At 60.4% G+C, this 20799-nt stretch carries 17 protein-coding genes; 10 read left to right on the top strand and 7 right to left on the bottom strand.

Going from position 1 to position 20799, the window contains the following annotated elements; translation table 11 throughout:
* Positions 1–216 precede the first annotated feature (216 nt).
* From PSEBG33_RS07400 to PSEBG33_RS07420, 5 genes are all read left to right on the top strand, one after another.
* A complete protein-coding gene (locus PSEBG33_RS07400) occupies positions 217–1128 on the top strand; it encodes a secretin N-terminal domain-containing protein (RefSeq protein WP_005790354.1) in 912 nt (303 codons plus the stop codon).
* Between the two features lie 15 nt (positions 1129–1143).
* The gene (locus PSEBG33_RS07405; protein ID WP_005790352.1) at positions 1144–1359 is read left to right on the top strand and encodes a FliM/FliN family flagellar motor switch protein; all 216 of its coding nucleotides are present in this window, start codon (positions 1144–1146) and stop codon (positions 1357–1359) included.
* 165 nt (positions 1360–1524) lie between these two features.
* The gene (locus PSEBG33_RS07410; protein WP_005790350.1) at positions 1525–1908 is read left to right on the top strand and encodes a winged helix-turn-helix domain-containing protein; all 384 of its coding nucleotides are present in this window, start codon (positions 1525–1527) and stop codon (positions 1906–1908) included.
* The gene (locus PSEBG33_RS07415) at positions 1901–2362 is read left to right on the top strand and encodes a transglycosylase SLT domain-containing protein (RefSeq protein ID WP_005790348.1); all 462 of its coding nucleotides are present in this window, start codon (positions 1901–1903) and stop codon (positions 2360–2362) included. The genes PSEBG33_RS07410 and PSEBG33_RS07415 overlap by 8 nt, the downstream gene beginning before the upstream one ends.
* Positions 2363–2442: 80 nt before the next feature.
* Positions 2443–3462: a quinone-dependent dihydroorotate dehydrogenase gene (locus PSEBG33_RS07420; RefSeq protein ID WP_005790346.1), complete on the top strand. Its 1020-nt coding sequence runs from the start codon at positions 2443–2445 to the stop codon at positions 3460–3462.
* Positions 3463–3589: 127 nt separating this feature from the next.
* Here PSEBG33_RS07420 and rmf read toward each other — a convergent pair whose 3' ends face one another.
* On the bottom strand, positions 3590–3805 hold the full coding sequence (rmf, locus tag PSEBG33_RS28970) for a ribosome modulation factor (RefSeq protein ID WP_002553055.1): 216 nt from the start codon (positions 3803–3805) through the stop codon (positions 3590–3592).
* Positions 3806–4337: 532 nt separating this feature from the next.
* Here rmf and rlmKL point away from each other — a divergent pair.
* Positions 4338–6602 carry a bifunctional 23S rRNA (guanine(2069)-N(7))-methyltransferase RlmK/23S rRNA (guanine(2445)-N(2))-methyltransferase RlmL gene (rlmKL, locus tag PSEBG33_RS07425; RefSeq protein WP_005790343.1) on the top strand — a complete coding sequence of 755 codons (2265 nt, stop codon included), beginning with the start codon at positions 4338–4340 and terminating at the stop codon, positions 6600–6602.
* Between the two features lie 230 nt (positions 6603–6832).
* Entirely contained in the window at positions 6833–9259 is a 2427-nt protein-coding gene (locus PSEBG33_RS07430; RefSeq protein WP_005790341.1) for a diguanylate cyclase, read from the top strand.
* Between the two features lie 81 nt (positions 9260–9340).
* Here PSEBG33_RS07430 and dacB read toward each other — a convergent pair whose 3' ends face one another.
* Positions 9341–10801 carry a D-alanyl-D-alanine carboxypeptidase/D-alanyl-D-alanine-endopeptidase gene (gene dacB / locus PSEBG33_RS07435; protein WP_005790339.1) on the bottom strand — a complete coding sequence of 487 codons (1461 nt, stop codon included), beginning with the start codon at positions 10799–10801 and terminating at the stop codon, positions 9341–9343.
* A gap of 236 nt (positions 10802–11037) precedes the next feature.
* On the opposite strand from dacB, the gene PSEBG33_RS07440 reads away from it, so the two are divergent.
* Complete coding sequence (locus PSEBG33_RS07440; protein WP_003193255.1) at positions 11038–11382, top strand: YggL family protein; 345 nt, start codon at positions 11038–11040, stop codon at positions 11380–11382.
* Between the two features lie 36 nt (positions 11383–11418).
* Here the strand turns inward: PSEBG33_RS07440 and PSEBG33_RS07445 are convergent, their stop codons facing one another.
* On the bottom strand, positions 11419–12609 hold the full coding sequence (locus tag PSEBG33_RS07445) for a benzoate/H(+) symporter BenE family transporter (protein WP_005790336.1): 1191 nt from the start codon (positions 12607–12609) through the stop codon (positions 11419–11421).
* Positions 12610–12853: 244 nt separating this feature from the next.
* Here PSEBG33_RS07445 and PSEBG33_RS07450 point away from each other — a divergent pair, with 244 nt between their 5' ends.
* A complete protein-coding gene (locus PSEBG33_RS07450; RefSeq protein WP_005790335.1) occupies positions 12854–13618 on the top strand; it encodes a GntR family transcriptional regulator in 765 nt (254 codons plus the stop codon).
* Positions 13619–13740: 122 nt separating this feature from the next.
* Here the strand turns inward: PSEBG33_RS07450 and guaD are convergent, their stop codons facing one another.
* The 4 genes from guaD to xdhA form a co-directional block, all read right to left on the bottom strand.
* Positions 13741–15045, bottom strand: coding sequence for a guanine deaminase (gene guaD / locus PSEBG33_RS07455; RefSeq protein ID WP_005790333.1), 1305 nt, complete (start codon positions 15043–15045; stop codon positions 13741–13743).
* Positions 15046–15052: 7 nt separating this feature from the next.
* Positions 15053–15895 carry a xanthine dehydrogenase accessory protein XdhC gene (gene xdhC, locus PSEBG33_RS07460; RefSeq protein ID WP_005790331.1) on the bottom strand — a complete coding sequence of 281 codons (843 nt, stop codon included), beginning with the start codon at positions 15893–15895 and terminating at the stop codon, positions 15053–15055.
* A 123-nt stretch (positions 15896–16018) separates the two neighbouring features.
* Positions 16019–18418 carry a xanthine dehydrogenase molybdopterin binding subunit gene (xdhB, locus tag PSEBG33_RS07465; RefSeq protein ID WP_005790329.1) on the bottom strand — a complete coding sequence of 800 codons (2400 nt, stop codon included), beginning with the start codon at positions 18416–18418 and terminating at the stop codon, positions 16019–16021.
* Positions 18411–19859 carry a xanthine dehydrogenase small subunit gene (gene xdhA, locus PSEBG33_RS07470; protein ID WP_005790327.1) on the bottom strand — a complete coding sequence of 483 codons (1449 nt, stop codon included), beginning with the start codon at positions 19857–19859 and terminating at the stop codon, positions 18411–18413. Before xdhA ends, xdhB begins: the two co-directional genes overlap by 8 nt.
* Before the next feature lie 280 nt (positions 19860–20139).
* Here xdhA and PSEBG33_RS07475 point away from each other — a divergent pair, with 280 nt between their 5' ends.
* Positions 20140–20799: a GntR family transcriptional regulator gene (locus PSEBG33_RS07475; protein WP_005790326.1), complete on the top strand. Its 660-nt coding sequence runs from the start codon at positions 20140–20142 to the stop codon at positions 20797–20799.

Genomic DNA, 20799 nt, shown 5'->3' with positions numbered 1-20799 from the left:
CGTTTCCCGGCTTGGCGTGACAGGCCATTGCGGGGTAACGACGCCTTTGTCCGTAGGCCCGCGCCGCCTTTGGTGCGGGCCAGATACAAAGTGCAAAGCAAGGCACATGCCACGGGGGCGTGGTGCAGTCTGCCGTCAACTTTCCATCATGATTGAACCTCTTGCGCCTCGCAGTATGGCCGCTTCTTCAGGCCAGATCGCCCAGGAATACCCACGGTGCACACTGATTCCCCGAACCCCATGAACTGCCGCTGGCTGCACTGCGGGTTACTGTGTGCCGCCCTGTTGCTGGGCAGCCCCGCAGCCTGGGGCCAGGCGTACCAGGCGCAGGATGTAGCTCTGGATACTTTCTTTACCGCGCTCTCGGGGCCATTGGGCCTGCCTGTGGTCACCAGCCGTGCGGTGGCGCGCAGGCGCATCAGCGGAACCTTCGACTTTGCAGCGCCGCAACGGGTTCTGGAAACCCTCGCTGAGCAGCAAGACCTGATCTGGCACCGCAGCGGGCAAGTGGTGCATCTCTACACCGCCGATGAGGTGCGTAGTTCTGCGGTAGTGCTGCGGCATATCTCGGTCAATCGGCTGCGCGGCATCATGCGGCGTGCGGGGCTGGATGAGCCGCGCTACCCATTGCGTGAAAGCGGGGCACGTACGTTCTACGTTTACGGGCCACCGAGCTATGTCGATCATGTCTTGCGGCTGGCCAGCCTGATGGACCAGCCACGCCGCAAGCAGCCCGAAGGCGCAACGGCATTCGGCGTTGTCCAGGTGATCAATGCAGCTGTTCAGGACCGCGAGCAAGGAGCGGGTGCCAATAAGGTCCGCGTACCGGGTATGGCTTCCATGATCGAAGCCCGGCTATCCCCTGAGCAGAAAGGCCAATTGGCAGACGGTAGCCTGGTGTTGGTGGCCTATTCGGATACCAACAGTTTGTTGATCAAGGGCCAGCCTGCTCAGGTGACTCTTATCGAAAAGCTGGTGGCGCAGCTGGATAGAGCCACGGTCCAGGATGAGGTTTCGTCAGGCCCTGAGCCATTACCGCCACCTCTCGCGCCTGCGCAATTGAGCACAGCACAACATGAGCGTGTGCAGCGTGCGTTCCTGCGCACGGATCGTGAGTTTTCCCCATGAAAAAGGCGTTTGTCCATGCACCTGGAAATACTGCTGCAGGAGCAATTGATCAGCCGCAAGCGTTTGGCTGCGTTCGCACCGGGGAAGGTGCTGCCTCTGGATCCAGGGGCGACTCGATGTGTGGAGGTACGGGTCAATGGGCAACTGATGGCGTTGGGTGAGCTGGTGCAGCTGGAGGATCGGCTGGGGGTTGAGTTGCAGGAGACGTATCAGGAATGGCTACCCCAATAAATGCGTCAGGAGAATTGTCTGACCGAAAGTTTCCAAAAAAGGGCGTCCGAATGGGCTTTGTCCTAGCGCGAGCCGTAAGCCGGTTTTTTATAGTCGTGACATTGGCAGGTGTGCCGGTACGGAAACTAAGGATGTGAATGTCAGTAGTCCAAAGCAGAGGTACGTATGGCCGTCGTGATTGATGAATCGACGGCCTCCCTGGTCTTCGCTCGCTGGACCTTGCATGGCGATGGCCGGTTGACGGACGGCGATGCGGATATTCAGTTGCCGCCCAAGGAGTGGCATGTGCTGCGACTGTTGCTGGCCTCCGGTGGCACGCTGATGACCAAGGATCGCCTGCTGGAGCTGGCCTGGCCCCGAGGAGAGGTGGCCGATGAGTCACTCACGCGCTGTATCTATTCCCTGCGCAAACATTTGAGCGCCGACAAAGGGTTTATCAAGACGATTTATGGCAAGGGGTATCGCTTTACGTGCCCGGTGCGGGTAGGGGAAGCACCACGGGGTGTCGTGCATGTGTGCTCTGTGTGTGGCCAGGCCAGCAATGCTTAAGGTTTGGAGCGTGGTACTGCTGCTCGGTGGGCTGATGGGCAGTCACCAGGCACTGGCCTATTGCTGGGACGAGGCGGCCAGCCGGTACGATCTCGAACCGGAACTGTTGCAGGCTATCGCTGATGTCGAATCGGGTTCGCGCGCGCAGGCGATCAACTACGCCAACCGCAATGGCACGCGTGATATCGGCTTGATGCAGATCAACAGCATCCACCTGCCGCGTTTGCTCAAACAGGGCATTACCGAGGAGCGGTTGTTGAGCGAACCTTGTTTGTCGGTGCAAGTCGGTGCCTCGATTCTGGCCGAGTTTATTCAGCGTTTCGGCTACAACTGGATGGCGGTGGGTTCCTACAATGTTGGGCCGGGCCCTGGCTCGCAGCGTGAGGCGTTGCGCCAGCGCTACGCCGAAAGGATCTGGGTGCGTTATCAGGCGTTGATTGCTCAGCGCCGATGAGCGCAGCACGCCTCGCATGAGGCGCGCCACCCCGGCTATAATCGCGGCACCTTTTGCCGCCATCCGAGTCTAGCCCGCCCATGTATACCTTGGCCCGCCAGCTGTTGTTCAAACTCTCCCCGGAAACCTCCCACGATCTGTCCCTGGACTTGATCGGTGCCGGTGGCCGCCTGGGGCTCAATGGCCTGGTATGCAAGGCTGCGGCGAAAGTGCCGGTGTCGGTGATGGGCCTGGATTTTCCCAATCCGGTCGGCCTGGCAGCCGGCCTGGACAAAAACGGCGCGGCCATCGACGGGTTTGCACAGTTGGGGTTCGGCTTCGTTGAAATCGGCACCGTGACGCCACGGCCACAGCCGGGAAATCCCAAGCCACGCATTTTCCGCCTGCCGGACGCAGAGGCGATCATCAATCGCATGGGTTTCAACAACCTCGGCGTCGATCACCTGTTATCGCGGGTTCAAGCGGCAAAATACACAGGCATCCTCGGGATCAATATCGGCAAGAACTTTGACACGCCGGTAGAGCGTGCAGTGGACGATTACCTGATCTGCCTGGACAAGGTTTACGCCCACGCCAGCTACGTCACCGTCAACGTCAGCTCGCCCAATACCCCGGGCCTGCGTAGCCTGCAGTTCGGTGACTCCCTCAAACAACTGCTCGAAGCCTTGCGCCAGCGTCAGGAAGACTTGGCCGTGCGTCATGGCAAGCGCGTACCCCTGGCAATCAAGATCGCCCCGGACATGAGCGATGAAGAAACTGTACTGGTGGCCCAGGCCCTGGTGGATGCGGGCATGGACGCAGTGATTGCGACCAACACCACCCTCAGCCGCGTGGGCGTCGAGGGGCTGGCCCATGGCGACGAGGCGGGCGGCCTGTCGGGCGCGCCGGTACGGGACAAGAGCACCCATATCGTCAAGGTGCTGGCGGCCGAGTTGGCCGGGCGTTTGCCGATCATCGCGGTGGGCGGTATTACCGAAGGCAAGCACGCGGCCGAGAAGATCGCGGCTGGCGCCAGCCTGGTGCAGTTGTACTCCGGCTTTATCTATAAGGGGCCGGCGTTGATTCGCGAGTCGGTGGATGCCATCGCTGCCCTGCGCTGACAATCTGCCAGGCAATAAAAAGGGCTCCATAAAGGAGCCCCTGGGCCGAAGCCCGCCGCCCGGATGGGGCGCGCGTGGTTAAGTCGTTACTCATTCAAAGATGTGTGTCGGAATAAAATGCCCCTGATTAGCCGACGGCGTGAAGTTCGTTGAGTCTGTGGATGCCCGCAGTGCCAGTCATACCGTCCCAGTTGTCGCCGCGTCCTTCTCGCCAGCCGTTGATCCAGGCTTGGCGTACCGACGGTAGAGTAAATGGGCAAAGCTCACGGGATTTTCCATGAACGCCATATTGATATCCGCGTAAAAATGCTCTTTCCAACGGATCACGCTTAAGTCTTCTCATAGGGTGTTTCCCTCACTTGTTGACTGTCTAGATATCCTTCGGCCTTGTCCAAGGCCGGGCAGAGTTTTTCTGCCGTTGGTGGGCTCGCTGCCGGCGTGGCGAGCCGATGTGTCGGCGTCGTTACGGCGCCAACCTGTGTTGAGTTCTAACCAATAGGTCACATGTATTCAATGATCGTTTTGTCATAAGCACGTAACGATAACGATGCTATAGCCATAAGCTGGGATGGTTTTTCGCCCCTTTTATGCAGCAAAGCCAGCTATGATGTGCCCTGCACAGCGAAGCGGGTTAATCCTTTAGTGAGAATGCCCGCCTGTTGCAGTCGGTTATTATTCGACGAAGGGTCTGAATATTTCCTTTTGTTGCTTCACATTGTTTCTCTGCCCCGTCAAACAAGGCTCAACGGCCCGGAAAGCGGGGTGGGACGGCACATTCGTGCCACGCGAGCACTCTTCAAGAAAAGTGCTTGATTGAAAACCGAGCCGGCGATGCGTCGCCCGTTCATTTATTGCTGAAAAGCCTGGAATGCCCCATGTCGGACCGTTTTGAACTCTTCCTCACTTGCCCCAAGGGCCTCGAAGGCCTGCTGATCGAGGAAGCCGTCGGGCTTGGCCTTGAGGACGCCCGCGAGCACACCTCGGCCGTTCGCGGCATGGCCGACATGGAAACCGCCTACCGCCTGTGCCTGTGGTCACGCTTGGCCAACCGTGTGCTGCTGGTACTCAAGCGCTTCCCGATGAAGGACGCCGAAGACCTCTACCACGGCGTGCTGGATATCGAATGGGCCGACCACATGGTTCCCGACGGCACCCTGGCGGTCGAGTTCAGCGGTCACGGCTCGGGCATCGACAACACCCACTTCGGCGCGCTGAAGGTCAAGGATGCGATCGTCGACAAGCTGCGCACCCCAACCGGCGAGCGTCCATCCATCGACAAGATCAACCCGGACTTGCGCATTCACCTGCGCCTGGACCGTGGCGAAGCGATCCTGTCCCTGGACCTTTCCGGCCACAGCCTGCACCAGCGTGGCTACCGCCTGCAGCAGGGCGCGGCACCGCTGAAGGAAAACCTGGCAGCGGCGATCCTGATTCGCGCCGGCTGGCCACGCATTGCAGCCGAAGGCGGTGCGCTGACCGACCCGATGTGCGGCGTCGGCACCTTTCTGGTTGAAGGCGCGATGATCGCCGCCGACATGGCCCCCAACCTCAACCGCGAGCTGTGGGGTTTCACCACGTGGCTGGGCCACGTCCCGGCGCTGTGGAAAAAGCTGCACACCGAGGCCAGCGAGCGTGCGGCCATTGGTATGAACAAGCCACCGTTGTGGGTCCGCGGTTACGAAGCCGACCCGCGCCTGATTCAACCCGCCCGCAATAACATCGAACGCGCCGGCCTGAGCCACTGGATCAAGGTGTACCAGGGCGAAGTGGGCACGTTCGAGCCGCGCCCGGACCAGAACCAGAAAGGCCTGGTGATCTGCAACCCACCCTACGGCGAGCGCCTGGGTGATGAAGCCAGCCTGTTGTACCTCTACCAGAACCTCGGCGAGCGCCTGCGCCAGGCCTGCATGGGCTGGGAAGCGGCGGTGTTCACCGGCGCGCCGGACCTGGGCAAGCGCATGGGCATCCGCAGCCACAAACAGTATTCGTTCTGGAACGGCGCGTTGCCGTGCAAATTGCTGCTGATCAAGGTCAACCCGGATCAGTTCGTCACCGGCGAACGTCGCACGCCGGAGCAGCGCCAGGCTGAGCGTGAGCAAGCGGCTTACGACCAGGCGCCGACCGAGCCCGTTGAGCGCCAGTACAACAAGAACGGCAACCCGATCAAGCCAGCCCCGGCCCCGGTGGTCGAACAGGCGCGCTTGAGCGAAGGCGGGCAGATGTTTGCCAACCGCCTGCAAAAGAACCTCAAGCTGCTGGGCAAATGGGCCAAGCGTGAAGGCGTGGATTGCTACCGTGTGTATGACGCCGACATGCCCGAGTACTCCATGGCCATCGACCTGTACCACGATTGGGTTCACGTACAGGAATACGCCGCACCAAAATCCATTGACCCGGAAAAAGCCTCGGCGCGCATGTTCGACGCCCTGGCAGCGATTCCCCAGGCCCTGAACGTCGACAAGAGCCGTGTGGTGGTCAAGCGTCGCGAGCGTCAGAGCGGCACCAAGCAATACGAACGCCAGAGCGCCCAAGGCAAGTTCACCGAGGTCAGCGAAGGTGGCGTGAAGCTGCTGGTCAACCTCACCGACTACCTGGATACCGGCCTGTTCCTCGACCACCGCCCGATGCGTATGCGCATCCAGAAAGAAGCGGCCGGCAAGCGCTTCCTCAACCTGTATTGCTACACCGCCACCGCCAGCGTCCATGCTGCCAAGGGTGGAGCGCGCAGCACCACCAGCGTCGACCTGTCCAAAACCTATCTGGACTGGGCGCGTCGCAACTTCTCCCTCAATGGTTTCTCCGACAAGAACCGCCTGGAGCAGGGTGATGTCATGGCGTGGCTGGAGGCCAGTCGTGATGAGTTCGATATGATTTTCATCGATCCGCCGACCTTCTCCAACTCCAAGCGCATGGAAGGTATCTTCGACGTGCAGCGTGACCACGTGCAGTTGCTCGACCTGGCCATGGCGCGCCTGGCGCCGGGTGGCGTGCTGTACTTCTCCAACAACTTCCGCAAGTTCCAGTTGGAAGACAACCTCAGCGAACGCTATGCGGTCGAGGAGATCAGCGACAAGACCATCGACCCGGATTTTGCGCGCAATGCGAAGATCCACCGGGCCTGGAAAATCACTGCTCGCTGATTAATATCAGCAGTTCTGAATGCGCCGAGTATCCAGTGTGGGAGGGGGCTTGCTCCCGATAGCAGAGTATCAGTCACCAATGTATTGGCTGATCCACCGCTATCGGGAGCAAGCCCCCTCCCACATTAAGCCCCTGCAGTTTTTAGGCTGGTCAAACACCCGACCAATGGCTATAACTTAAACCCCAGCCAACGTGACACCCCCGCACACTGGCGTTGTGAGTGTTGCCTATGCCGATGCAAGCTGTCCGCCCGAAAATCCTTGGTTTTATCAGTGAGCAGGCGTCGGCTTGGCTGGTGGCATTGGTGGTGTTGTTGGCTGGCAGTGCGTTGACGATGGTTGTCGCGTGGGCGACTGCCGACCTGTATCAGCAACAGGTGCGCCAGCGTTTCCAGTTGCTGGTCAATGAGCGCTACACCCGCATCCAGGAGCGTTTTGAGGATCAGGAGCTGCGCCTGGGTAGCCTGCAGCGTTTCTTCATCAACTCTGGCGATGTCTCCCGTGCCGAGTTCGACGGCTTTGCCCAGCCTCTGTTGCTCAATGCGCGTGCCTACGCCTGGGCACCGCGCATATTTCGTGAGCAGCGCAGGGCGTTCGAGCAAGAGATTTCCCGTCAGCGTGGCATCCCTTTCAGCATCCGTGAACTCAATGGCTTGGGTGAGTTGGCGCCCGCGCCCGAGCGCGATGAATACGTACCGGTGTTGTACAGCCAGACGCAAAGCCTGCTGGGTTCGCCCTTGGGGTTTGACCTGCTGGCCCAGCCCTTGCGCCGTTCAGCCCTGGAGCGTGCGCAAAAAAACGCCAGGCCGGCAGTGTCACAGCCCATGCAACTGGTGGGCGTGGAGCCTGCCTACGCGGCCGGCGTGCTGCTGGTGGCGCCAGTGAGCAAAACCGTCGGCACCGAGCCCTACGGCTTTGTCATGGCGGTGCTCAGCATGCGCCAACTGGTGGCCGATGGGTTGCCCAAACCGAATCGCGACAATCTGGTCATGCAGATCGTCGACACCTCCGATACGCAGCAACGGGTGTTGTATGCATCCAGCAATACGGTGGGCAACAGCGACCTGACGGCGACACGCCGCCTCACCCTTGGCGATCACGTCTATGCCCTGAGCCTGCGTGCCAGCGAGGTGTTCGACAAGGCCAATCATTCCTCGATGAACACCATTCTGGGCATGGGTGTGCTGCTCAGCGCCTTGCTCAGTGCCTTGCTCTACGTGCTGGTCAGCCAGCGTCAGCGTGCGCTGAAACTGGTGGAACAGCGCACCGTGCAGTTGCGCTTGCGTGAGCAAGAGTTGCGTGGGGCTCACGGGCAATTACGCAGTGTGCTGAATGCGGCGACTCAGGTCGCGATCATCGCCACCGATTTGCGCGGTGTGATCAACACCTTCAATGCCGGTGCCGAACAGATGTTGGGTTTCAAGGCCGAAGAGGTGTTGGGTCGCCTGACCCTGGAAAGCCTGCACCTGGCCGTGGAACTCGAAGCGCGGGCTGCGCCGTTGAGCCTGGCGCTAGGCAAGCGTATTGCGCCGAGCCAGGCAATGCTGGTGGAGAGCCCTGACAGCCTGCATGAAGCTCGCGAGTGGACGCTGGTGCGCAAGGACGGTACCCAACTGACGGTCAACATGCTGGCCACCGTGCTCCTGGACGACTTTGGCCTGTGGGTCGGGCACTTGGCAATTTACCTGGATATCACCGAGCAAAAGCGCGCCTATGAAGCCCTGGCCGCCCGGGACCGTCTGCTGAAAAAACTCAGTGCTCATGTGCCTGGCGGGATTTTCCAGTTCACCCAGGACCTGCAGGGCAATGGGCGTTTCATCTACGCCAGCGAAGGTATGCGCGATATCTATGAAATCGAACTTGGCGCATTACAGCAGGATGCAGGCAAGGTGCTGGAACGCATTCACCCCTTGGACATCGAGCGAGTGCGTGCCTCGATACGTTTGTCGGCGCTGCAACTGAGCCATTGGCGCGAAGAATATCGCGTGCAGTTGCCTCAGCGAGGCTTGCGCTGGATTCGCGGCGAAGCGACACCTGAAGAGTTACCTGGAGGCGGTACGCTTTGGCACGGCTATGTGTCGGATATTTCCGATCTCAAACGGGTCGAGGAAGAACTGCGCGCGCTTTCCATCACTGACTCTCTGACGGGCATCTATAACCGTCGTTATTTTCAGGATCGGCTCAAGGGCGAGATGCTGCGGATCAACCGCACCTCGGGTGCGCTGTCGTTGATCATGCTCGATATCGATCACTTCAAGCGCATCAACGACCAGCATGGTCACGCCGTGGGCGACGGGGTGTTGCAGGAGTTGTGCAAGCGCATAGGCCAGCGCTTGCGCCGTACCGACGTGTTTTGCCGCCTGGGTGGGGAAGAATTCGTGGTGCTGTGCCCAAGTACCAATGGTGCCCAGGCCTATAGCCTGGCAACTCAGTTGTGGCAGTCGTTGCGCGATACGCCGATGGAACCGGTGGGCATCGTCACTGCCAGCTTTGGCGTAGCCAGTTGGCGGACTGATGAAGATATTGATGGGTTGCTGCTGCGCGCTGATTCGGCAGTGTATGTGGCCAAGCAGGCGGGCAGGGACCGGGTCGAGGCGTGTGGGAGCGAGCAAGCCCTACTGCCTGTAGGAGCGAGCTTGCTCGCGAAAAAACCATAGACGCCGCGTTTGTTCAGGAGACACGCGTTATCGTTGACGTTTTTCGCGAGCAAGCTCGCTCCAGCAGGGTAGTGTGATGCTTTACAGAACCGGCGCGGCTGCAACGGCCTTCGGCTGGCGATACAGGTCCAGGAGCACCTGGTCCAACACCGATGACGCGCCCCAAGGCTTGGAGTCGTTGAGAATCGCCACCACCGCCCAAGTGTTGCCGTTGTTGTCACGGCTGAACCCGGCGATGGCGCGTACGGTGTTCAGGGTACCGGTCTTCACGTGAGCTTCGCCGCGCATCGCTGTGGTCTTCAGGCGTTTGCGCATGGTGCCGTCAGTGCCAGCGATTGGCATCGAGCTGATGTACTCCGCCGCGTAGGGGCTTTTCCAGGCGGCTTGCAGCATGGCCGCCATCTCGCGAGCGCTGACCCGTTCGGCGCGGGACAGGCCGGAGCCGTTCTCCATTACCAGGTGCGGTGCGGTGATGCCTTTTTTGGCCAGCCATTGGCGCACGACGCGTTGCGCGGCCTTGGCATCGTCGCCATCGGCATCGTTGCGAAATTGCGCGCCCAGGCTCAGGAACAGTTGCTGGGCCATGGTGTTATTGCTGTATTTGTTGATGTCGCGAATGATCTCCGCCAGGTCCGGCGAGAATGCGCGGGCCAGCACCTTGGCATCCTTGGGCACTGGCGCCTGGATATCGCGGCCCTGGATGGTGCCGCCCAGCTCCTTCCAGATCGCACGCACGGCGCCGGCGGTGTAGGTGGCATGGTCGAGCAGTGACAGGTAAGTCTGAGAGCTGCAGCCATCAGCCAGTTGGCCGCTGACGGTCACAGTCACACTGCCGTCGGCGGCGGTCACCGGGTTGTAACGCACGTCACCGGTGCACTGCTTGGCGTTGGTGACTTTCACCTGGTTGTCGATGCGAATGCTGGCAATCGGAGGTTCGACCGACACGATCACGCGTCCCGAATCATTACGGGTCACGAAGCGCAGGGCCTTGAGGTTGACCAGCAAGGCATCGGGCTTGACCAGGAACGGCTTGTTCTCGTCGTTGCCGTCGTCATTGAAATCAGGCAACAGCGGCTGGTTGAAGAAGTTGCGATCCAGTACCAGATCACCGGTGACCTGCTGCACGCCATTGGCACGCAGGTCGCGCATCAGCAGCCAGAGCTTTTCCATGTTCAGCTTGGGATCGCCGCCGCCCTTGAGGTACAGGTTGCCGCGCAACACGCCACCGCTGAGGGTGCCGTCGGTGTAGAACTCGGTCTTCCACTGGTGGTTGGGGCCGAGCATCTCCAGGGCCGCGTAAGTGGTCACCAGCTTCATGGTTGAGGCCGGGTTCACCGACACGTCGGCATTGAATACGGTTGGCGTACCGGGGCCGTTAAGAGGCAGCATCACCAGGGACAGCGCGGTATTGGGCAGTTTGGCTTTCTGCAGGGCCTGCGCGACGCTGGGGGGCAGGGCAGTATTGATGGGAGCGGCGGTGGCCGAAAGGGCCAAAGGCAAAAGGACACTGGCAAGTAATACAGAACGCAACGATTTGATCATAAGAAATAAAACCCTACTGCTGAGAAGGGTGAAAAAGGCGAGGGGTATATAAGAAAATCCCTCAATGGTCACGAAAGTGTCGGCATTATGCCCCAAGGTGGCTTCACTTGTAGCTGAACGATAGCTGCTAATCAGGTTTTTTTAACGGCCGATGTGCCGCCCGTCCCAGAGAGTCGGGCAATTGCCGCCTTAAACTGCTAAAGTGCCGCCCGTTATTACTTATGAGGATTGTTCCAATGGCGACTAACCGTTCCCAGCGTCTGCGCAAAAAACTGTGCGTTGATGAATTTCAAGAGCTGGGTTTCGAACTGAACCTGGACTTCAACGAAGGCCTGAGTGAAGAAGCTATCGACGCTTTCCTCGAAGCATTCATCAAAGAAGCCATGGAAGCCAATGGTCTGGGCTATGTCGGCGGCGATGACTACGGTCTGGTTTGCCTGCAGAAGCGTGGCTCGGTGTCCGAAGAGCAGCGCGCTGCTGTCGAAGCCTGGCTGAAAACCCGTTCCGAGCTGACCAAGGCTGAAGTCAGCCCGTTGCTGGACGTGTGGTATCCGGAAAAGCCGATCAACGCGGCTAAGTGATACTAAAAAAACGGCGACCTGAGGGTCGCCGTTTTTTTATGCCTTGCGCCAATTCAGAATCAGCAGCGTCAACACCCCCGCGACAATCCCCCAGAACGCCGAGCCGATGGAAAACAACGTCAAGCCTGACGCGGTGACCATAAAGGTGATCAGCGCCGCTTCCCGCTCCTTCGGCTCATTCATGGCAATGCTCAGGCCGTTGATGATCGAGCCAAACAACGCCAGCGCTGCAATCGACAGCACCAGTTCCTTGGGCAGGGCTGCGAACAATGCCGCCAGCGTGGCTCCGAATACCCCGGCAATCCCATAGAACACCCCACACCACACCGCAGCGGTGTAGCGCTTGTTGCGGTCTTCATGGGCGTGCGGCCCGGTGCAGATCGCCGCGCTGATCGCCGCCAGGTTGATGCCGTGGGAGCCGAACGGTGCCAGTACCAGCGAGGCCAGGCCGGTGGTGGTGATCAGCGGCGAAGCCGGCACGGTGTAGCCGTCGGCCCGCAGCACGGCGACACCAGGCATGTTCTGCGAGGTCATGGCCACCACAAACAGCGGGATACCGATGCTGATGGTCGCCGCCAGTGAGAAATGCGGCGTGGTCCATACCGGCGTCGCCACTTCCAGATGAAAACCGCTGAAGTCCAGCAACCCCATCAGCCCCGACAGCGCTGTGCCTATCAGTAGCGCGGCAAGCACGGCATAGCGCGGCGACAGGCGCTTGATGATCAGGTAGGTGAAAAACATCCCCAGTACCAGGCCGGTGCGATGCTGCGCGGCGACGAAGATTTCGCTGCCGATCTTGAACAGGATCCCCGCCAACAACGCCGCCGCCAGCGATGCAGGGATGCGCTTGACCAGTTTTTCAAAGCTGCCGGTCAGCCCGCATAGGGTCACCAGCACCGCGCAGGTGATGTAGGCGCCGATGGCTTCGCCATAACTCACGCCGCCTAAACTGGTGATCAACAGCGCCGCGCCGGGTGTGGACCAGGCGATGGTGATGGGTGTGCGATAGCGCAGGGACAGGCCGATGCTGCACACCGCCATGCCGATGGAAATCGCCCAGATCCACGAAGAAATCTGTGCGGTGGTCAAACCGGCGGCTTGGCCGGCCTGGAACATCAGCACCAGGGAGCTGGTGTAGCCGGTCATCATGGCGATAAAACCGGCGACGATGGCCGAGGGGGAGGTGTCGGCCAGCGGGCGCAAGGGCGCTTGGGTGGCGTCGGTCATGGAAGGGTGTTCCTTTTACCTGGGATTTGCCGGTGACGGCGCAGATTCAAGCCTAAACTCAAACGTAACCAGTCATTGCAATACAGCCGGGGCCGCAAACAGCCGTACAGTGTGTTGGCGCATTGGGTTGTGTACAATGTGCGCTGTTTTTAGGTGATACTTGCCAGCGACCCGTAGTTGCCGTATTACCTTGAATTTGCCGTATTACCGTTAATTCGCCGCCGTTCTCCCTACCCGAGTGCCCATGAACGAACAGTTGCAACCTCTCAAGAAACAACCGCGAGCCGGCAAGACCGGTCGCAGCGGAACCCAGGACGATATCGTCTATGCGCATATCTTCGAGGCGATCCTCGAACAACGCCTGGCACCCGGAACCAAATTGAGTGAAGAGGCACTGGGCGAAATTTTTGGCGTAAGCCGTACCATCATTCGCCGCGCACTGTCGCGCCTGGCCCATGAAGGCGTGGTACTGCTGCGGCCCAATCGCGGCGCAGTGGTTGCCAGCCCCAGTGTGGAAGAAGCGCGCCAGGTGTTCATGGCCCGGCGTCTGGTGGAGCGAGCGATCACGGAGTTGGCGGTGCAGCACGCTACCGCTGAGCAATTGGCCGAGTTGCGCCAGATGGTCAATGACGAGCGCGACAGTTTCTCCCGCGGTGATCGCGGTGCCGGTATCCGTCTTTCCGGCGAGTTCCACCTGAAACTGGCCGAAGCGGCCAAGAACGCGCCGTTGATCAGCTTCCAGCGCAGCCTGGTGTCCCAGACCTCATTGATCATCGCCCAGTACGAAAGCGGCAACCGCTCGCACTGTTCCTACGATGAGCACACCCAGTTGATTGACGCGATCGAAGCCCGCGATGCGGTGCTGGCGGTGAACTTGATGATGCATCACATGGATCATATCGACAGCAAACTCAACCTCGATGAAGAGAGCGCGTCGGATGATTTGCATGCGGTGTTTTCGCACCTTCTACAGACTAAAAAACCTGGGCGCACGTCTGTAAAGTTGTAAACCCAATCAAATGTGGGAGCCGGGCTTGCCCGCGATGCAGGCGCCGCGGTGTATCAGTTACACTGCGGTGATGCTATCGCAGGCAAGCCAGCTCCCACATTGGTTTTGTGGTGTCTCTGAGATCAGCGCTGGTGCACCAGCTGGCCGGCTGCATAGGTTTGCAACACTGCCCGATCATCCCCCAGCGTCATCAGCACAAACAACGTCTCGGCAATGTTATTGGCCTGCTTCAAGCGATAGCTGAGCAGTGGCGTGGCGTTGTAGTCCAGCACCAGGAAGTCCGCATCCGTCCCCGGCTGCAATGTGCCGATCCTGTCTTCCAGGCGCAACGCGCGCGCACCGCCCAGGGTCGCCAGATAGAGCGACTTGAACGGGCTCAATCGCGCTCCCTGCAACTGCATGACCTTATAGGCTTCATTCAGTGTTTGCAGGAGCGAGAAGCTGGTACCGCCGCCCACGTCGGTGCCCAGGCCTACGTTCAATTTGTGTTTCTCGGCCATGGGCAAGTTGAACAACCCACTGCCGAGGAAGAAGTTCGACGTTGGGCAGAACGCCACCGCCGAGCCGGTCTCCGCCAGCCGTGCGCATTCGTCGTCACACAGGTGCACGCCGTGGGCAAACACCGAGCGCTCGCCGAGCAGTTTGTAATGGTCGTACACGTCCAGGTAGCCGTTGCGCTCGGGAAACAGCTCGTTTACCCACTCGACTTCCTGCTTGTTCTCACTGATGTGGGTCTGCATGTACAGGTCCGGGTATTCGCCCAGCAATTGCCCGGCCAGCGCCAGTTGCTCAGGCGTGCTGGTGGGGGCGAAGCGTGGCGTAACGGCATAATGCAGGCGGCCTTTGCCGTGCCAGCGTTCGATCAACGCTTTGCTTTCTTCATAGCCGCTTTGTGCGGTGTCGGTCAGGTAGTCCGGCGCGTTGCGGTCCATCATTACTTTGCCGGCGATCATGCGCAGGTCGAGTTTTTCCGCAGCTTCAAAGAACGAATTCACCGATTGCGGATGTACGCTGCCGAACACCAGTGCGGTGGTGGTGCCGTTGCGCAGCAACTCCTTGATGAAGATATCCGCGACGTCATCGGCGTGGGCCTTGTCGGCGAACTGGCTTTCACAGGGGAAGGTGTAGGTGTTGAGCCAATCCAGCAATTGCTCGCCGTAGGCGCCGACCATGCCGGTTTGCGGCAGATGGATATGGGTGTCGATCAGGCCGGGGGTGATCAATGCGTCCTGGTAGTGCGTGATGTCGATGTCGGCGGGCAGCGTCGGCAGCAGTTCGCTGGCGTGGCCGAGCGCACTGATCTGGCCGTTATCGATCACCAGCAGGCCGTCTTCGAAATACTCGTAGGAGGCGTCGATGCCAACGATGGCAGGGTCGTCGATGCTGTGCAGGATGGCGGCGCGGTAGGCTTTGCGAGTCAAAGGCATGGTTATCTCAATTGATAGCTTGGCTGCGGCGCGAAGCCGGCAGCAGTTTGGCAATGGGTTCGGCACCGGCGGTGTGCTGGCCGAAATTGGCGTTATAGGTGGCGATGATTTCGCCGGCGATGGAGATGGCGATCTCTACCGGCAACTTGCCCTTCACCTCGGTGAGGCCCATGGGGCAGCGCATGCGTTGCAACCGTGCGGTGTCGAAGCCGCGGCCACGCAGGCGGTGTTCGAATTTGACGCGCTTGGTTTTCGAGCCGATCAGGCCGAAGTAGGCGAAGTCATTGCGCTTGAGCAGGGCGGCGGTGAGTTCCAGGTCCAGCGCGTGATTGTGGGTCATGACGATGCAGTAACTGCCCGCGGGCAGGTCGGCAATTTCATCGACCGGTTCTTCACTGACGATTTTACGCACGCCTTGCGGGATGTGCTCCGGAAACTCCTGCTCACGGGAATCGATCCAGCGCACCCGGCAGGGCAGGCTTGCCAGTAACGGCACCAGCGCACGCCCGACATGGCCGGCGCCAAACACCGCGATCTGCGCCTGCACCTGGCCCATGGGTTCGAACAGCAATACCGCCACGCCACCGCAGCACTGGCCCAGGCTTGCGCCGAGGCTGAAGCGCTCCAGGTGGGTGGTTTGCTGGCCGCGCACGAGCATGTCGCGAGCGAGCTGCATCGCCTTGTATTCCAGGTGCCCGCCGCCGATGGTGTCGAAGGTGTGCGCGGCGCTGATCACCATCTTGGAACCGGCATTACGTGGCGTGGAGCCCAGTTCTTCGATGATGGTCACCAGTACGCAGGGTTCGCCCTGGTTTTGCAGGGTGGCGAGGGCGCTGATCCAGTTGTCCATGTCTACCTCAACATTTCTGCTGTTAGTTCGGCCACTATCGCAGGCAAGCCAGCTCCCACATTTGATTGGGTTCGCACCTTAAAATGTGGGAGCCGGGCTTGCCCGCGATGGCAGCGCCTGGGTCTAGAGCGAAGCCAATTCAGTGTCAGCCTCGACAGCTTTCGCCACCTGCAACTGCCGCATCTGCTCACACCCCCACAACACCCGCTCGGGCGTCGCCGGCGCATCAATTTGGGGCTGATGGCGATAATCGCCGAGGCTCGCCACCGCATCCTTGATCGCGCACCACGAAGCAATCCCGAGCATGAACGGCGGCTCACCCACGGCCTTGGAATGGAACACCGTGTCCTCCGGGTTCTTGCGGTTCTCCACCAGCTTCACCCGCAGGTCCAGCGGCATGTCCGCTACGGCCGGGATCTTGTAGCTGGCCGGGCCGTTAGTCATGAGCTTGCCCTTGTTGTTCCACACCAGTTCTTCCATGGTCAGCCAACCCATGCCCTGGATAAAGCCGCCTTCGACCTGGCCGATGTCGATGGCCGGGTTCAACGAAGCGCCCACATCGTGGAGGATGTCGGTGCGCAGCATCTTGTATTCGCCGGTCAGGGTGTCGACGATCACTTCGCAACAGGCGGCGCCGAACGCGTAGTAGTAGAACGGTCGTCCGCGCGACTGGCTGCGGTCGTAAAAGATTTTCGGGGTCTTGTAGAAACCGGTGCTCGACAGCGAGACCTGGCCGAAATACGCCTGCTGGATCAACGCTTCGAACGTCAGGATCTGCTCGCGTACACGCACATGGCCGTTGCGGAACTCTACGTCCGCTTCACTGACGTCGTACTTGCGCGCAGCGAACTCCACCAGGCGCTGCTTGATGGTCTCGGCGGCATTCTGTGCCGCCTTGCCGTTCAGGTCGGCACCGCTGGAAGCCGCAGTGGGCGAGGTGTTGGGTACCTTGTCGGTGTTGGTGGCGGTGATCTGCACGCGGTCGATGTCCACCTGGAACACTTCGGCCACCACTTGCGCGACCTTGGTATTCAAGCCCTGGCCCATCTCGGTGCCGCCGTGGTTCAGGTGGATGCTGCCATCGGTGTAGATATGAATCAGCGCGCCGGCCTGATTCAGGAAGCTTGCGGTGAAAGAAATGCCGAATTTCACCGGGGTCAGCGCCAGGCCCTTTTTCAGGATCGGGCTGTGGGCGTTATACAGACGGATCGCTTCGCGGCGTTCGGCATATTGGCTGCTGGCTTCGAGCTCGGCGGTCATCTCTTCGAGCATGTTGTGCTCGACGGTCTGGTAGTAGTGGGTGACGTTGCGCTCGGTCTTGCCGTAGTAGTTGGCCTTGCGCACTGCCAACGGATCGAGGGCCAGATGGCGAGCGATGGCGTCCATCACTTCCTCGATGGCGACCATGCCTTGGGGGCCGCCGAAGCCGCGATAGGCGGTGTTGGAGGCGGTGTTGGTCTTGCAGCGATGGCCGTTGACCGTCGCATCGCCCAGGTAATACGAATTGTCGGCGTGGAACATCGCGCGGTCGACAATCGAGTTGGACAGGTCTGGCGAACAGCCGCAGTTACCCGCCAGTTCCAGGTTGATCCCGTGCAGGCGACCGTTGTCGTCGAAGCCCACGTCGTACTCGATATAGAACGGGTGACGCTTGCCCGTCATCAGCATGTCTTCAACCCGCGGCAAACGCATCTTGGTCGGCTGGCCGGTCAAGCGTGCTACCACCGCGCACAGGCAGGCGGGGCTGGCGGCCTGGGTCTCCTTGCCGCCGAACCCGCCGCCCATGCGACGCATGTCCACGACAATCTTGTTCATCGACACGTCAAGCACTTCGGCCACCAGCTTCTGCACTTCGGTAGGGTTTTGCGTAGAGCAATAGACGATCATGCCGCCGTCTTCGGTGGGCATTACCGAAGAGATCTGGGTTTCCAGATAGAAGTGTTCCTGGCCGCCGATATGCAGGGTCCCCTGGATACGGTGCTTGGCACTCGCCAGCGCAGACGCCGAATCGCCGCGTTGGTGCGTGTGGCTGTCGAGCACGAAATGCTTGTTGCGAAAGGCTTCGACCACATCCAGCACCGGCTCCAGGTCTTCGTATTCGATCACCGCCGCCATCGCCGCCTTGCGCGCGGTCTCCAGGTCACGGGCCGCCACGGCCAGCACCACCTGGCCGACGAACTGCACGGTGTCGATGGCCAGCAATGGGTCGCCGGGCATCAACGGTCCGATGTCTTTCAGGCCCGGTACGTCTTCGTGGGTGATCGCAATGCGCACGCCGTCGAAGGCGTAGCAGGGCGCAGTGTCGATACTGAGGATGCGGGCGTGGGCACGGTCGGACAGGCGCGCATACAGGTGCAACTGGTTGGGAAATTCCAGGCGGTCATCGATGTACTGCGCTTCGCCGCTGACGTGCTTGGCGGCGCTGTCATGCTTGACGCTGCGCCCGACCCCGGAGGTGAGGTCCTGGGCAAACAGTTCGGCAAGTTCGGCTTGGGTCTTTACGACGGCGTGATGGTTAGACATAAGCGGTCACCCGAGTCTCGATGTGCGGCGTTTGCAGTTCGATGAAGTACTTGCGCAGCAGGTTCTGCGCGCTGAGCAGGCGATATTCCTTGCTGGCGCGGAAGTCCGACAGCGGGGTGAAGTCCTGTGCCAGGGCGGTGCAGGCTTTCTCGACCGTGGCCGAGTTCCAGATGGCGCCCACCAGCGCGGCCTCGCAACTTTTTGCGCGTTTTGGTGTGGCAGCCATGCCTCCGAAGGCAACGCGCGCCGCGCTGATCACACCGTTGTCGATGTTCAGGTTGAACGCCGCGCACACGGCGGAAATATCATCGTCCAGGCGCTTGGACACCTTATAGGCACGGAACAGTGCGTGGCCTTTGGGCACGATGATCTTCTCGATGAACTCGCTGTCCTGGCGGGCGGTGACACGGTAATCGATGAAATAGTCTTCCAGCGCCAGCGTGCGGCGGGTGTTGCCTTTGCACAGTACGATCTGGGCGCCGAGCGCAATCAACAGTGGCGGCGAATCCCCAATCGGTGAGGCGTTGCCGATATTGCCGCCCAGGGTGCCCTGGTTGCGGATTTGCAGGGAGGCGAAGCGCTGCAGCAGTCCGCCGAAGTCCGGGTATTCATGGTGTAGCGCGGTGTAGCAATCGGAGAGAACGGTGGCCGCGCCGATCTCCAGGCGGTCGTCGAAATGTTCGATGCGCTTCATGTCTTCAATGTTGCCGACGTAGATCATCACCGGCAGGGTGCGGTGGAACTGGGTGACTTCCAGCGCCAGGTCGGTGCCGCCGGCCAGCAGGCGGGCTTGCGGATAGGCGTCGTAGAGGTCGGCCAGGTCGGCGACGGTCAAGGGCACCAGGCAGCGTTTGTCACCGCTGTTGAGCTCGCCGGTCTGGGTGGGCGCGATGCTTTTAAGGCGAGCGATGGTGTCGGCCTCGCGGCTGTCGAACTGATCCTGGGGCTTGTTGCAGCAGGCTTGTTCGGCGGCGGCCAGGATCGGGCGATAACCGGTGCAGCGGCACAGGTTGCCGGCCAGGGCTTCATGGGCTTTGTGGCTGTCGGGGGCGTCGCTGTTCTTTTGCAGGGCAAACAACGACATCACGAAACCCGGGGTGCAAAAGCCGCACTGCGAGCCATGGCACTCAACCATGGCCTGTTGCACGCTGTGCAGTTGGCCCTGGTGCTTGAGATCTTCAACGCTGATCAGTTGTTTGCCGTGCAGCGACGACACGAACGTCAGGCAGGAATTGAGGCTGCGATAACGAATCTGCTCGGCGCCTTGCTCGTCGGTGTGCAGCTCGCCGACCACCACCGTGCACGCACCGCAGTCGCCGCTGGCGCAGCCTTCCTTGGTACCGGATTTGCCCACATGCTCACGCAGATAGTTGAGCACGGTCAGGTTGGGGTCCAGGGCGTGCTCGCTACGGAGTTCCTGGTTGAGTAAAAACTGGATCACGGAAGGCCTCGCAGACTCATTATTGTTGTTAACCGCTTTGCGCCGAATCTAGTCATGTCTGACTTTTCGGTCAATGGTTTTCTGACCTAAGGGTCAAGAAAATGCGATCGCAACACTTTCAATTATGGTTCAGTCTTCTGGAACCGGTGTTTTTGGCGGCGCGTGGGCTGTTAACGTTGCTTATTTCATGCCAAATTCGCCACGGTGGGCGTAGCGCCATCAGCGGGCCAATGCGCTACACTGCCGCGCTTGTACCGATAGAAGATTTTGAAGGGAAAACATGACGTTCAAGGCGCCGGACAGTCTCGCCGAGCAAATCGCTCACCACCTCGCCGAACGTATCATTCGCGGCGAACTCAAGCCTGGAGAGCGGATCCAGGAGCAGAAGGTCACGCTGGCGCTCAACGTCAGTCGCGGTTCCGTGCGCGAAGCCTTGCTGATCCTCGAACGCCGCCATCTGATCGCGATCCTGCCGCGCCGTGGCGCCCACGTTACCGAGCTCACCGCGCACAAGGTGCAGAGCCTGTGTACGTTGATGGGCGAGATGTACATCCTGCTCGGCAATGCAGTGGCCGAAGGCTGGCAGACCCAGGCCGATATGGCGCCGTTCCTGCAGATCCAGCAACGCCTGCAGCTGAGCTTGGAGCGCGAGGACATCCGTGCCTTCGTCGAAGAAAGCTTCAGCGTGATGCGCGCCGCGTACCCCTTCGCCAACAACCCGTATTTGCAGGAAACCGTTGAAAACCTGCAGCCGGCGATGAACCGCGCCTATTACCTGGCCCTGGATCAGCGCAAGGCGTCCATGAGCGAGTTTCAGGCCTTGTTCGAGCAATTGCTCGCCGCGGTGCTCGCCCGTGACCTGGTACAGATTCGCCTGGTGCTGTCGGCCTACTGCCAGCGCAGTAGCTCGCTGGTCATCGCTGCGTTGGCGGACGCCTAA

The sequence above is a fragment of the Pseudomonas synxantha BG33R genome, from assembly GCF_000263715.2.
GTDB lineage: Bacteria > Pseudomonadota > Gammaproteobacteria > Pseudomonadales > Pseudomonadaceae > Aquipseudomonas > Aquipseudomonas synxantha_A.
Note: the sequence above shows the minus strand (reverse complement) of the source record. Positions and strands in the feature narration are given on the sequence as shown.

What these genes read in the sequence shown, in the direction of transcription:
- PSEBG33_RS07405 (WP_005790352.1), top strand. Translation starts at nt 1,144, where the DNA reads ATGCACCTGGAAATACTGCTGCAGGAGCAATTGATCAGCCGCAAGCGT.
- PSEBG33_RS07410 (WP_005790350.1), top strand. Translation starts at nt 1,525, where the DNA reads ATGGCCGTCGTGATTGATGAATCGACGGCCTCCCTGGTCTTCGCTCGC.
- PSEBG33_RS07415 (WP_005790348.1), top strand. Translation starts at nt 1,901, where the DNA reads ATGCTTAAGGTTTGGAGCGTGGTACTGCTGCTCGGTGGGCTGATGGGC.
- PSEBG33_RS07420 (WP_005790346.1), top strand. Translation starts at nt 2,443, where the DNA reads ATGTATACCTTGGCCCGCCAGCTGTTGTTCAAACTCTCCCCGGAAACC.
- rmf (WP_002553055.1), bottom strand. Translation starts at nt 3,805, where the DNA reads ATGAGAAGACTTAAGCGTGATCCGTTGGAAAGAGCATTTTTACGCGGA.
- rlmKL (WP_005790343.1), top strand. Translation starts at nt 4,338, where the DNA reads ATGTCGGACCGTTTTGAACTCTTCCTCACTTGCCCCAAGGGCCTCGAA.
- PSEBG33_RS07430 (WP_005790341.1), top strand. Translation starts at nt 6,833, where the DNA reads ATGCCGATGCAAGCTGTCCGCCCGAAAATCCTTGGTTTTATCAGTGAG.
- dacB (WP_005790339.1), bottom strand. Translation starts at nt 10,801, where the DNA reads ATGATCAAATCGTTGCGTTCTGTATTACTTGCCAGTGTCCTTTTGCCT.
- PSEBG33_RS07440 (WP_003193255.1), top strand. Translation starts at nt 11,038, where the DNA reads ATGGCGACTAACCGTTCCCAGCGTCTGCGCAAAAAACTGTGCGTTGAT.
- PSEBG33_RS07445 (WP_005790336.1), bottom strand. Translation starts at nt 12,609, where the DNA reads ATGACCGACGCCACCCAAGCGCCCTTGCGCCCGCTGGCCGACACCTCC.
- PSEBG33_RS07450 (WP_005790335.1), top strand. Translation starts at nt 12,854, where the DNA reads ATGAACGAACAGTTGCAACCTCTCAAGAAACAACCGCGAGCCGGCAAG.
- guaD (WP_005790333.1), bottom strand. Translation starts at nt 15,045, where the DNA reads ATGCCTTTGACTCGCAAAGCCTACCGCGCCGCCATCCTGCACAGCATC.
- xdhC (WP_005790331.1), bottom strand. Translation starts at nt 15,895, where the DNA reads ATGGACAACTGGATCAGCGCCCTCGCCACCCTGCAAAACCAGGGCGAA.
- xdhB (WP_005790329.1), bottom strand. Translation starts at nt 18,418, where the DNA reads ATGTCTAACCATCACGCCGTCGTAAAGACCCAAGCCGAACTTGCCGAA.
- PSEBG33_RS07475 (WP_005790326.1), top strand. Translation starts at nt 20,140, where the DNA reads ATGACGTTCAAGGCGCCGGACAGTCTCGCCGAGCAAATCGCTCACCAC.